The sequence below is a fragment of the Streptomyces sp. NPDC048191 genome, assembly GCF_040652655.1.
Classification (GTDB): domain Bacteria; phylum Actinomycetota; class Actinomycetes; order Streptomycetales; family Streptomycetaceae; genus Streptomyces.
Map to the genome: position 1 here is coordinate 36,002 of NZ_JBEZMO010000002.1, position 12,194 is coordinate 48,195.

The following is a 12,194-nucleotide window of genomic DNA, read 5'->3' on the forward strand; positions in this document are numbered from 1 at the left end:
CGGCCGGAAACGTACGTGTCCGTGGAATTCCGTACTGCCAGTTGTTTTCCGGGACTTGCCCGGTTCTGCGGCGGCTGGCGAAGATCACGGGGTGAGCTCGTTACGACCGGCCGCCGAGGCGACCGACGAAGAGGGCCCCGTCCGGCGCTCGGGCGCCGGACGGGCCGTCGCCCTGCTGGCCCTGGTGGCGCCGGGTGCCTTGATCCCCCTGCTCGGGCCGTCGGCGGCGCTGCACGGCACCGGGGAGGCCGCCGCGCCGGGGACCGGCGGCATCGGGCTGCTGCGCGCGGTGCTGTTCGCCGCCCTGAGCGTGCCCCTCGGCGAGCTGTTCGTGCACCGGCTCGCCCGCCGTCTGCCCGGCGTCCCGCCCGAACGGCCGCGCAGCTGGGCCCCGTTCACCACGGCCGCCGGTCTCGTGGCCGCGCTGGCGCTCGCCTCGGTGGTGTCGGCCGGCGATCTGGTCCCGCACAGTCCCGGCCAGATCGACGTCGGCGGCCTGTACGGCTCGCGCGAGGGCAAGGTGGCCCTGCTGGAGGTCAACGCCTTTCTGGCGGCGGCCCTGTGCGCGTGCTCCCGGCGGAAGGCGGCACAGGTGTGGCCGCTGGCCGCGGTGGTGGCGGCGGAGGCGCTGCGCGCCCACCCCACGACCGAGCAGAGCCCGCTGCTCGGCTCCGCTCTGACGTCGGTGCACCTGACGTGTGCGGCCCTGTGGACCGGTGGCCTGCTGCACACCCTGCGGATGATCCGGCTGTGGCGCCGCGGCCCGGCCGGGGCCGCGCTCCTCGGCCGCTACGCGCGCGTGGCGGCCGTCCTGCTCGCGGCCGTCACCGCGACGGGCGTGGGCAGTGCGCTGCGCCGCATGCCGCCGGCCACGGTCCTGGAGCAGCTGACGACGACGGCGTACGGACGCACCCTGGTGGCCAAGGTGGTCCTGGTCGCCGCCGTCGCGCTGCTCGCCCTGTGGGCGCGGATCCGGCTGCGCCGCGCGGCCGACCCGCTGACCGCGTCCGTGCCCGCGCGGGCCGAGGTGGTCGCGCTGGGCGCGGTCGTCGCGGTGTCGGGGCTGCTGACGGCGCTGCCGTTGCCGATCCGCTGGTCGTGACCGGCTATCGGTCGTTGGTGACGAGCACCTTCAGGGCGGTGCGCTCGTCCATGGCCTTGTAGCCCTCGGGCACGCCCTCGATGCCGACGGTCATGTCGAACACCGGGGAGGGGTCGATCGTGCCGTTCAGGACGTCGGGGAGCAGGTCGGGGATGTAGGCGCGGACCGGGGCGACGCCGCCGCGCAGGGCGATGTTGTGGTCGAACATGACGCCGAGGTCGAGGCCGGTGCCGCTGCCGTGCGGCACGCCCACGAAACCGATCGCGCCGCCGTCACGGGTGATGCCGACGGCCGTCCGCATCGACTGTTCCGTACCGACGGCCTCCACCACGGCGTGCGCGCCCTGGCCGCGGGTGAGCGCACGGACGGCCTCCACGGCCGCGTCCCCGCGCTCGGCGACGACGTCCGTGGCCCCGAAGCGGCACGCGATGTCGGTGCGGACCTCGTGCCGACCGAGCGCGATGATCCGCTCGGCGCCGAGCCGCTTGGCGGCGAGGACGGCGCACAGGCCGACCGCGCCGTCACCGACGACAGCGACCGTGGCGCCGGGGCGGGCGCCCGCGCCGAGGGCCGCGTGGTGGCCGGTGCCGAGGACGTCGGAGAGGGTCAGCAGGGCGGAGAGCAGGTGGTCGTCGGAGGCCGCGTCCTTCGGCAGCCGGACGAGGGTGCCGTCGGCGAAGGGCACGCGCACGGCCTCGCCCTGGCCGCCGTCGAAGCCGACGGAGCCCCAGAAACCGCCGTGCTCGCAGGACGTCGTCAGGCCCTCGCGGCAGTAGTCGCAGACGCCGTCGGACCACATGAACGGCGCCACCACCAGGTCACCGCGCCGGACGGTGGCCACCTCGGAGCCGGTCTCCTCGACGACGCCGAGGAACTCGTGCCCGATGCGCTGGCCCGGCTGCCGGGCCGCCTCGCCGCGGTAGGCCCACAGGTCGCTGCCGCAGATGCAGGCACGCAGCACGCGCACCACGGCGTCGGTGGGCACCCCCACCACGGGGTCGGGCACGTCCTCCACGCGCATGTCGTACGGGGCGTGGATGGTGGTGGCGCGCATGGCGAGGATCCTTCTCGTGCGGGGTCGTACGGTGCCGCTCTGGGGGTGGTCGAGCGCAGCCTCACGGTACGCCGCCGCCCGCGCGGACCGCGCGCCGAGGGCAGGAGCGTGCGGGCGGTGCCCCTTCGGCACCGCCGGCTCCCCTTGCCGCCCAGGTCCCCGCGCGGGTCAGACGCCCGCCGCGCCCAGCAGGCGGCCCGCCGCATAGGTGACCGCCATCGCCAGCGCCCCGCCCACCACGTTGCGCAGTACCGCCCGCCCCGGGTCCGCCGCGCCGAGCCGGGCGCTGGTCCATCCGGTGAGGACGAGCGCCGCCAGCACGGAGCCGACGGTGACACCGAGCCGCAGGCCGGCCGGGGGCAGCACGATGGCCAGCAGCGGCAGCAGCGCGCCCACCGTGAAGGCGAGGAAGCTCGCCCAGGCCGCGTGCAAGGGGTTGGTCAGTTCGTTCGGGTCGATGCCGAGCTCCACGCGCGCGTGCGCCTGCAGCGGGTCCCGCGCGGTGAGCTGTTCGGCGGCCTCGCGGGCCACCTCGCGGGACAGGCCGCGCTCCTGGAGCAGCGCGGTCAGCTCCCGCAGCTCGGCCTCCGGCTGCTCCCGCAGTTCCCGCTTCTCCACGGCCAGCGCCGCCATCTCGGAGTCCCGCTGGGTGGAGACGGAGACGTACTCGCCCGCCGCCATGGACATCGACCCGGCGAGCAGGCCGGCCAGCCCGGCGGTGAGCAGGGCGGACCGGCTCTGGGTCGCGCCGGCCACACCGACGACGATTCCCGCGGTGGAGACGATGCCGTCGTTCGCGCCGAGCACGGCGGCCCGCAGCCAGTTCAGCCGCGAGCCGAGCGCACCCCCGTGGGCCTCGTCGTGGGTGGGTTGCGTCACAGCAGGGAGGATCCCACCCCCGGGGCCGCCGCTGCCACACCGACGCTCACCGGCCGGTCCGCCCGCCGTCACCAGACCCGGAGCGAGGCGCCCCGGGCGAACACCGGACTGGTCGCGTCCGCCGGGGGTTCGGTCAGCGGCTCGGCGACCTCGGTCACCGCGGGCCCCACCTTCGCCGCGACGGGGTCGAGGACGGCGAGGTCGAAGCCGTAGACGCGGGCCGCGTTGCCGCCGAGCATGGCCGCGACCTCCGCACGCGGAACGCCCGCGTAGGCGAACCGCAGGGCCTCGCGGGTGTGGGGATGCGTGCCCTCGTCGTGCGGGTAGTCGCTGCCCCACATGATCTTGTCGACGCCGATGCGGTCCCGCAGCGGCACCTCGTGCGGGCGCATGAAACTGGCTCCCACGAAGCAGTTGTCCCGCCACACCTGCGAGGGCGGCGCGCCCATGCCGTCGGCCAGGCCGACGCCGAACTTCGCCTCGGCGGTGTCGGCCCGCGAGGCGGCCGCGACCAGACGGCCGTGGTAGTAGTCCAGCATGCCGAGCACGCCGGGAATCCAGCCCGAGCCCTGTTCGGTCAGGACCAGTCTCAGCTCCGGGTGACGGCGGAAGGCACCGCCGAACACCAGGTGCCACAGGGCGCGGTGGGAGAACCAGGTCGTCTCCACCATGAACACCGCGCGTGCGGCCGGTTCCTCACCGAGCGGCGGGGAGGCCGAGCCGGCGTGGTGGTTCACGGGCAGGCCCAGCTCCGCGCACGCGGCCCAGACCGGGTCGTACGTCCGCGAGTACAGCTCGGGCAGCCCGGAGCCGGGCGGGGTGCCGGGCAGCATCAGACCGCCCTTCAGGCCCGCCGAGGCGGCCCACCGGATCTCCTCGACGGCCTCCTCGACGTCGCCGAGCAGGATCTGGAAGACGCCCGCCCGGCGGCCCGGCGCGGCCGCGCAGAAGTCCGCGAGCCAGCGGTTGTGGGCGCGCAGCCCGGCCCAGCGGCGCGCGAAGTCCTCGGGGCCGGGTGGCGGGGCCATGAGGGAGCCCGACGGGAAGAACGGCGGGATGGTGTTCGGGAAGATCACCTCCGCCACGATCCCGTCCGCCTCCAGCTCCGCGAGGCGCCGCTCGGAGTTCCAGTTCCGGTCGGCGGAGTCGGAGAGCAGGTCCTCGTGGGGATTGACGTAGGTGGCGGCCCAGGCGTCGAAGTCGTCGTGGTACCGCTTCTCCAGGTACGGCTTGTAGTCGAGGAGGTCGGCGCCGGCGTGGCAGTCGGCGGAGATCACCGTGTAGCGGTCGTCGTTCACCGGACCCTCCCCAGTACCGGGAAGTCGTTGTCCGTCAGCCAGTGCCGGCCCGTCTCGCGGGAACGGGCCCAGGACGCCTCGACGGCCGGCTGGTCGTCCGGCTGGCCGAGGTCGGCCGGGGTCGGGCCGATGCGGCGGGCCAGCGGCGCCAGTTCGTCGACGTCGAAGCCGAAGACCTCGGCGGCGGCGAGGCCGAGCATGCGGCGGGTCTCGGTGACGGGGATGTCGTGGAAGGTGCGGCGCAGCCATGCGCGCGTGTCGGGCCAGGTGCCCTCGGGGTGCGGGAAGTCGCTGCCCCAGAGGATGTTGTCGACGCCGATCTCGTAGCGCTGGGCCAGCTCGCGCCGCTTGGTGTTGGTGGCGCAGACGAACACCTGCCGGTCGAGGTACTCGTGCGGCGGGCGTTTCAGCTCCTCGAACGGGGAGAGCTTCTTGCCGCCGTGCGCGCCGAGGTACAGGCGGTCCATGAACCACAGCAGGTTCGGCAGCCACCAGCACCCGGACTCGGCGACCCCGAAGCGCAGGCCCGGATGGCGTTCGAAAACGCCGGACCACAGCAGGAACCACAGCGGCCGGGCCGGCCACCAGGTCACCTCGCTCACATAGATGCCGAGGTGGTCGCCGTACTCCTCGCGCGGGGCGGCGCCGGAGTGGGTGAGCACGGGCATGCGGCACTCGGCGGCGGCCGCCCACACGGGGTCGTAACGGCGGTCGTGGTACGGCTCCTTGCCGGCCCACATCGCCGGGATCATCAGGGCGCCGAGACCGGACTCGCGGGCCCGGTGGACCTCGGCGACGACCTCGGACACCTCTCCGGTGACCGGCAGCAGGGCCACTCCGCAGTGCCGTTCGGGGTGTTCGGAGACGAACTCGGCGAGCCAGCGGTTGTGCGCCCGCGCGCCCGCCATGCCGAGTTCCGGGTCCTGGTCGCCGGACAGGCCGAGGCCGACACCGAAGGGGGCCGCGGTACGGCTGTCGACGGCGTCCGCGTCGGGGAAGACCACCTCGGCGGCCACGCCGTCCCCGTCCAGCTCCTTCAGGCGCTGTGCGGATTCCCAGCCGCCGCGCAGGCCCTCCTCGTTGTCCCGGAACCACCGGTCGGCGAACGCCTCGTTGCGGATGCCGAGCCGGGTCATCTCCTCGCGGCGCCGGTCACGGCCCGCGAGGAACTCGTCGAAGTCCCGGTGGAAACGGGACTCCAGATAGGGCCGGTACTCCTCGGTGGGCAGCCCGGCGTGACAGTCGGAGGAGATGATCAGGTACGGGTCGTCGGTGCTCATCACGGCCCCCTCTCAGTCCAGGACGAAGCTTTCGAGGTACGACGGGTTCGCCCGGTCCAGCATCGACCGCGCCCGGGCGCGGATCTGGGCGTCGCTGTGCTCGCTCGCGGGCAGCAGCCAGAAGCGGTCGGCGCGGATGCCGTCCACCACCAGCTCGGCGACCTCCTCGACGGGCGTGAAGCGGACCTCCTCGCCGGCCGCGCGCATCGCCGCCTCCCACTGGCCGAGGCTGCGGTACGGGGTCGTGCGCGGGCGCTGTTTGGCGTAGCGGGCGGGTCGGTTGCGGTGCGACTCCCACAGGCCGGTGCGCAGCATGTGGGGGCCGGGGAAGAGCACGGAGGCGCCCACGCGCGTGTGCTCGGCCTTCAGGTGGGCGTACAGGGACTCGGTCAGGGTGACGACGGCCGCCTTGGTGACCGCGTACACGGAGGCGGTCGGGAGGGGTGCGATGCCGCCGTCGCCGGAGGACGTGTTGACGACATGACCGGGCTGACCCGACTCGATCATTCTGGGCACGAACGCCTGGACGCCGTGGAAGACCCCCCACACATTGACGGCGAAGGCCCACCGCCAGTCGTTGGGGTCGTGCTCCCACATCCGGCCCTCGGCGCCCGAGCCGACGCCGGCGTTGTTGCACAGGACGTGCACGGCGCCGTAGGTGTCGTACGCCGCCCGGGCCAGCTCCACGACCTGGGCGCGTTCGCCGACGTCGACCACGCGCGCGTGCACGTCGGCGCCCTCGGCGCGCAGGGCGGCCGCCGCCTTGCCGAGCGCGGCCTCCTCCACGTCGGCGAGGACCACCTTCAGCCCCTCGGCGGCGAACCGCCGGGCCATCGCGAGCCCGATCCCGCTCGCGGCGCCCGTGACGACGGCGACCTGCCCGGCTCCGAGGTCCATCAGGCGCTCCCCTCGGGCGGCGCGTCGAGGATCTGCAGCGGATCGTCGTAGCGCTGGTGGAGGTAGGGCAACAGGGCCCGCGCGTCGACCTGTTCGACGACCCGGCCGCTCTGGTCGCTGGTCTTCTCGCCGACGGTGATCTCACGCAGCCGCAGCACCGGAAGGTCGGCCACGGGGTCGTACGCCGACTCGCGCAGGACGACCTCCCCGGCGACCCGCTCCAGCCGGCGCACCTCCTCGTGGCGCACGCAGTGCACCAGCACCGGGCCGGTGTCGAAGCCGGAACCGTCCACGGCGGGGAGGAACTTGAAGTAGAAGTCGGTCCTGCGGGCGGGCTCGGGCACGGGCAGCTCCCCGCTCACCGTGCCGCGCACCTCGACGAACGCGACGCCGTGCCGGGCCAGGGCCGCGTGCACGCCGGGGCCGTCGCGCTCGACCGTCACCTCGCCGAGCTTCTTCGGCTCGCCGAACACCTCGCGTCCGCCGGTGAGGGCGCGCTCGTGGGTCATCGGCATGACCAGCGGGTACCAGCCCTCGACCGTGCCGTGCGCGGCGGCGACCGCGAACGAGCCCGCGCCGAGCGGGTATCCGGGCAGGTCGACCTTGCTGATGTTCACCCGGACGAGCGGACTGCCGGTGGGCTTCAGCGGTGGGGGCAGGACCGCGGCGACCGCGTCCGGGTCGGTCTCCCAGACGGCCACCACCCCGGTGGACCAGACGCCGGGAATCCGCGCGCTCGCGGTGCGCGTGGCGGCGATCTCCCGCTCGGTCCGTGCTCCGTACCGTACGCGTGCCATACGCCGTACCGCCCTTCTCCTGACGGACCGTCACCTGTAACACAGTTACAGCAGTCTCCGTGCGGGGTAAAGGCACGCGTGCGGACGGGAGTCGGGGGGATCATGACGAGCGGCACGAGAAGCGCGCTGACCCGGGAGGCCGTGCTGGACGCGGCCGCCGGACTCGTGAAGCGGCACGGGCCGGACGCGCTCACCATGCGGGGGCTCGCCGCGGAGCTGGGCACCGCCGTGACGTCGATCTACTGGCACGTCGGCGGCCGTGAGGCGCTGCTCGACGCCCTCGTGGAGCGGACCGTGGCCGAGCTCGGTGAGATCCGCCCGTCCGGGGTCACACCCGAGGAGCGCGTGGTCGGCGTGGCGCACGCCCTGCGCCGGCAACTGCGCGGCCATCCGCATCTGGTGGCGCTGGTGCACGAGCGGGGGCTGACCGAGCGGATGTTCCTGCCCGCCCAGCGGGTCCTCGTGGGCGAGGCGCACGCCGCCGGGCTGCGCGGCATCAGGGCCGCCGAGTTCGTACGGGCCGTGCAGTTCCAGGTCGTCGGGCATGTGCTGGTGGAACGCAATCGCGAGCGGGCCCCGGCACAGCACCCCGGCGAGCAGGAGCTGTGGAGTGCCGAGAGCGCCGGGGGCGACCCCGCGCTGGCGCGCGCGCTGGCCCGACCGGTGGACAGCGACCGGCTGTTCGAGACGGCCGTACGAGCGCTGGTGCGGGCCCTGCTGGCGCCGGCGGACCGCTCACCCTCGCGGCGGTCCGGCCCGGGCGGCTGAGAGGCACGGATACGAGCGCACGCGCGTGCGGGGTTCGAGCGGCCGAGCAGTCCGGCGGTCCGTGGACCGCCCTGAAGGTCAGGAGTGTCAGTCGTGGCCCGTATCCTCAGTGACCATGCTCGAAGACCGTGCGACCGCAGTGTCCTCCCCCACCCAGTGGCCGGCCGCGTATCCGAAGGGATACGCGGTCGTTGACGTGGAGACCACCGGCCTGGCCCGGGACGACCGGATCATCTCGGCCGCCGTCTACCGGCTGGACGAGCGCGGCGAGGTCGAGGACCACTGGTACACGCTGGTCAACCCGGAGCGGGATCCGGGACCCGTGTGGATACACGGCCTGACGAGCGAGGTGCTCGAAGGGGCGCCGCTCTTCACGGACGTCGCCGAGGAGTTCGCGGCCCGGCTGGACGGCCGGGTGCTGGTCGCGCACAACGCCGTCTTCGACTGGCAGATGATCGCGCGGGAGTACGCGCGCGCGAAGCGGGAGGCGCCGGTGCGTCAGCGGCTGTGCACCATCGCGCTGTCGAAGGAGCTGGGCCTGCCGCTGCCCAACTTCAAGCTGGAGTCGCTGGCGGCGCACTACGGGGTCGTACAGCAGCGGGCGCACCACGCGCTGGACGACGCGCGCGTGCTGGCGGAGGCGTTCCGGCCCAGTCTGCGGGCCGCGGCGGCGGGCGGCGTGCGGCTGCCGCTGCTGGAGTGCCGGCCGCTGACGGAGTGGTCGGACCGTCCGGTGCCGCGGCAGTCGTCCGGCGGCTACGGCGGCTACCGCACGGGCGGTTGGCGCCCCTCCCGCAAAAGGCCCGCATGCCCCTATCCCAACCCTGGGCGGTACGAGGACGGCAAACGCCTCAAACAGGGCATGCGGGTGGCCTTCTCCGGGGACACCTCGGTCGACCGTGAGCTCTTGGAGGACCGGGCCACCGAGGCCGGACTGCACGTGGCGTCCAGCATCTCCCGGCTGACCAGCCTGCTGGTGACCAACGACCCCGACTCGGGCACGTCGAAGGTGGCCAAGGCGCGGCAGTTCGGCACACCGGTCGTCGACGAGGCCGCGTTCGGGCAACTGCTGCGCGATGTCGAGCCCGCCGAAGAGTGATCGTACGAATGAGTGATCGGCACACGACTCACCCGGAACGGGCTCGCCCTGGCCCCGGCGACGGCTCACCCTGTGGCGCATGGCGAAATGTGAAGTCTGCGGCAATGACTACGGAATGTCCTTCGAGGTCCACGCACAGGGCTCGGTACACGTCTTCGACTGCTTCTCCTGTGCGATCCACCGCATGGCCCCCATCTGCGAGCACTGCCGGGTGCAGATCATCGGCCAGGGGGTGGAGGCCGACGGCAAGTGGTACTGCGGGGCGCACTGCGCCCGCGCCGAGGGAAAGGTCGGAATCGTCGACCGGGTGTGACCCGGTACCCGCCTGAATGCACCCCATGGCGCGGAGGTACCGTCGTGGGGTGCACCGCTACCGCTTCCTGTTGTCCCTGCAGTGGGTCATCCTCACCCTCGTCGCGATCGCGCTGATCCCGACGATGATCAAGCTGGGTTTCTGGCAGAAGCACCGCTACGAGGAGCGCACCGCGCGCAACAACCTGGTCTCCTCGGCGCTGCACGCCAAGCCGGTCCCGGTCGAGAGGCTGACCTCACCGGGGCACGCCGTGACCCGCACCGAGCGGTACCGCACGGTCACCGCGACCGGCACCTTCGACACCGCCAGGGAGGAAGTGGTCCGGCGCCGGACCAACTCCGACAACGAGGTCGGCTTCCACGTACTGACCCCGTTCGTCCTCACGGACGGCAGGGTGCTGCTGGTCAACCGCGGGTGGATCCCCGCCGACGGGGCACAGACCGCCTTCCCGAAGATCCCCGCCCCGCCGTCCGGCCGGACCACCGTCACCGGACGGCTGATGGTCGACGAGACGACCGCGGCGAGTGGCATCAAGAACGTCCGGGGCCTCCCCGACCGGCAGGTCATGCTGATCAACAGCACGGCGGAGGCGCACCGGCTCGGTGCGCAGGTGCTCGGCGGCTACGTCGAACAGACGGCACCCACGCCCAGGGGCGGCTCCCCGGAGCAGATCTCCGACCCCGGCAGCGAGGACGCCCCGCTGAACTACGCCTACATGATCCAGTGGTGGCTGTTCGCCGCGGGTGTCCCGGTCGGCTGGTGGTTCCTGGTCCGGCGGGAGATCCGCGACCAGGAGGAGGCCGCGGCGGAGCCCAAGCCGGAGGAGACGGAACCGGCCGCCGTCTGACCACGCGGACGGGCGCGTCACTCCCCCGGCGCACCACCTGATTGGCCCCTTGGTCCGCCGGGAAGCCGGATCCCGTGAACGCGCGCATCGAGGACTACGCTCTCATCGGTGACGAGCAGACCGCCGCGCTGGTCGGCAAGGACGGCTCGATCGACTGGCTGTGCCTGCCCCGCTTCGACTCCGGCGCCTGCTTCGCCCGGCTGCTGGGCGGCGATGACCACGGCTTCTGGCGGATCGCCCCGGAGGGCGCCGGCACCTGCACGCGCCGCGCCTACCGGACCGACACCCTCGTCCTGGACACCGAGTGGGAGACCCCGGACGGCACGGTCCGCGTCACCGACCTGATGCCGCAGCGCGACCGCACCCCCGACGTCGTACGCATCGTCGAAGGAGTCGGCGGCCGGGTCACCGTCCGCAGCACCCTGCGCCTGCGCTTCGACTACGGCTCGATCGTGCCGTGGGTGCGGCGCTCGGACGGGCACCGGGTGGCGGTCGCGGGGCCGGACTCGGTCTGGCTGCGCGCCGAGCCGGCCGTGCGCACCTGGGGCGAGGACTTCGGCACCCACTCGGAGTTCACCGTCACCGAGGGCGACCGGGTCGCGTTCGTGCTCACCTGGCACCCGTCGCACGAGCGCCGGCCGCCGCTCAACGACCCGTGCGAGTCCCTGGAGAGCAGCGTCGAGGACTGGCGGCGGTGGGCCCGGCAGTGCCGCTACCACGGCCCCTACCGGGACGCGGTCGTCCGCTCCCTGATCACTCTCAAGGCCCTCACCTACGCCCCCACCGGCGGGATCGTCGCCGCGGCCACCACCTCCCTGCCGGAGCAGCCGGGCGGCGTGCGCAACTGGGACTACCGCTACTGCTGGCTGCGCGACTCCACCCTCACCCTCGGCGCCCTGCTCACCGCGGGCTACCACGACGAGGCCTCCGCCTGGCGCGACTGGCTGCTGCGCGCGGTCGCGGGCAACCCGGAAGACCTGCGGATCATGTACGGCGTCGCGGGCGAGCGACGGCTGCCGGAGACCGAGTTGCCCTGGCTGCCCGGCTTCTCCGGCTCCACCCCCGTACGCATCGGCAACGGCGCCGTGGACCAGCTCCAGCTCGACGTGTACGGCGAGGTGATGGACTCGCTCGCGCTGGCGCGCGACTCGGGCCTGTCCGCGCGGCCGCACATGTGGGCGATGCAGCGCTCGCTGATGCATTTCGTGGAGTCGGCGTGGCGGCAGCCGGACGAGGGCCTGTGGGAAGTGCGCGGCGGCAGGCAGCAGTTCGTGCACTCCAAGGTGATGGTGTGGGTGGCCGCCGACCGGGCCGTGAAGACGCTGGAGCGGTACGAGGACCTCGACGGTGACCTGGAGGGCTGGCGCAGGCTCCGCGACGAGGTCCACCAGGAGGTGTGCGAGAAAGGGTACGACCCCGAGCGCAACACCTTCACCCAGTACTACGGCTCCCGTGAACTCGACGCGTCGCTGCTGCTCATCCCGCGCGTCGGCTTCCTGCCGCCGAAGGACCCGCGGGTCGTCGGCACGGTCGACGCGATCCGCGACGACCTCGGGCACGGCGGCTTCCTGCGCCGCTACGACACCGAGGACTCGGTGATCGACGGGCTGCCGGGCGGCGAGGGCGCCTTCCTGGCCTGCTCCTTCTGGCTGGCCGACGCCCTGTACATGACCGGCCGGAAGGAGGAGGCGCGGGAGCTGTTCGACCGCCTGGTGGGCCTGGCCAACGACGTGGGCCTGCTGGCCGAGGAGTACGACCCGGTCGACGGCTGCCACCTGGGCAACTTCCCGCAGGCCTTCAGTCACATCGGGCTGGTGAACACCGCCCTCACGCTCTTCGGGGACGACCAGGCAGGATAGG

At 73.3% G+C, this 12,194-nt stretch carries 12 protein-coding genes; 6 read left to right on the forward strand and 6 right to left on the reverse strand.

Annotated features, from left to right (window positions below; translation table 11 throughout):
• The first annotated feature begins 91 nt into the window (after positions 1 to 91).
• The gene (locus AB0D93_RS03145; RefSeq protein ID WP_362112015.1) at positions 92 to 1,102 is read left to right on the forward strand and encodes a CopD family protein; all 1,011 of its coding nucleotides are present in this window, start codon (positions 92 to 94) and stop codon (positions 1,100 to 1,102) included.
• Between the two features lie 4 nt (positions 1,103 to 1,106).
• Here the strand turns inward: AB0D93_RS03145 and AB0D93_RS03150 are convergent, their stop codons facing one another.
• The 6 genes from AB0D93_RS03150 to AB0D93_RS03175 form a co-directional block, all read right to left on the reverse strand.
• Positions 1,107 to 2,156, reverse strand: a complete 1,050-nt coding sequence (locus AB0D93_RS03150) for a zinc-dependent alcohol dehydrogenase family protein (protein ID WP_362112018.1) — start codon at positions 2,154 to 2,156, stop codon at positions 1,107 to 1,109.
• Positions 2,157 to 2,324: 168 nt separating this feature from the next.
• Positions 2,325 to 3,035: a VIT family protein gene (locus AB0D93_RS03155; protein WP_362112021.1), complete on the reverse strand. Its 711-nt coding sequence runs from the start codon at positions 3,033 to 3,035 to the stop codon at positions 2,325 to 2,327.
• Between the two features lie 68 nt (positions 3,036 to 3,103).
• On the reverse strand, positions 3,104 to 4,333 hold the full coding sequence (locus AB0D93_RS03160; protein WP_362112024.1) for an amidohydrolase family protein: 1,230 nt from the start codon (positions 4,331 to 4,333) through the stop codon (positions 3,104 to 3,106).
• Positions 4,330 to 5,613, reverse strand: coding sequence for an amidohydrolase family protein (locus tag AB0D93_RS03165; RefSeq protein ID WP_362112028.1), 1,284 nt, complete (start codon positions 5,611 to 5,613; stop codon positions 4,330 to 4,332). Before AB0D93_RS03165 ends, AB0D93_RS03160 begins: the two co-directional genes overlap by 4 nt.
• 12 nt (positions 5,614 to 5,625) lie before the next feature.
• The gene (locus tag AB0D93_RS03170) at positions 5,626 to 6,510 is read right to left on the reverse strand and encodes an SDR family NAD(P)-dependent oxidoreductase (protein ID WP_362112031.1); all 885 of its coding nucleotides are present in this window, start codon (positions 6,508 to 6,510) and stop codon (positions 5,626 to 5,628) included.
• The gene (locus AB0D93_RS03175; protein WP_362112034.1) at positions 6,510 to 7,307 is read right to left on the reverse strand and encodes an acetoacetate decarboxylase family protein; all 798 of its coding nucleotides are present in this window, start codon (positions 7,305 to 7,307) and stop codon (positions 6,510 to 6,512) included. The genes AB0D93_RS03170 and AB0D93_RS03175 overlap by 1 nt, the downstream gene beginning before the upstream one ends.
• Positions 7,308 to 7,409: 102 nt before the next feature.
• Between AB0D93_RS03175 and AB0D93_RS03180 the strand changes: the two genes are divergently transcribed.
• The 5 genes from AB0D93_RS03180 (at position 7,410) to AB0D93_RS03200 (ending at position 12,193) form a co-directional block, all read left to right on the forward strand.
• The gene (locus tag AB0D93_RS03180; RefSeq protein ID WP_362112037.1) at positions 7,410 to 8,075 is read left to right on the forward strand and encodes a TetR/AcrR family transcriptional regulator; all 666 of its coding nucleotides are present in this window, start codon (positions 7,410 to 7,412) and stop codon (positions 8,073 to 8,075) included.
• Between the two features lie 115 nt (positions 8,076 to 8,190).
• A complete protein-coding gene (locus tag AB0D93_RS03185) occupies positions 8,191 to 9,174 on the forward strand; it encodes a DEDDh family exonuclease (protein ID WP_362112040.1) in 984 nt (327 codons plus the stop codon).
• A 79-nt stretch (positions 9,175 to 9,253) separates the two neighbouring features.
• Positions 9,254 to 9,487 carry a hypothetical protein gene (locus AB0D93_RS03190; RefSeq protein ID WP_362112043.1) on the forward strand — a complete coding sequence of 78 codons (234 nt, stop codon included), beginning with the start codon at positions 9,254 to 9,256 and terminating at the stop codon, positions 9,485 to 9,487.
• A gap of 25 nt (positions 9,488 to 9,512) precedes the next feature.
• The gene (locus AB0D93_RS03195; protein WP_362112046.1) at positions 9,513 to 10,334 is read left to right on the forward strand and encodes an SURF1 family protein; all 822 of its coding nucleotides are present in this window, start codon (positions 9,513 to 9,515) and stop codon (positions 10,332 to 10,334) included.
• A gap of 74 nt (positions 10,335 to 10,408) precedes the next feature.
• Positions 10,409 to 12,193: a glycoside hydrolase family 15 protein gene (locus tag AB0D93_RS03200; protein ID WP_362112049.1), complete on the forward strand. Its 1,785-nt coding sequence runs from the start codon at positions 10,409 to 10,411 to the stop codon at positions 12,191 to 12,193.
• Position 12,194 lies beyond the last annotated feature (1 nt).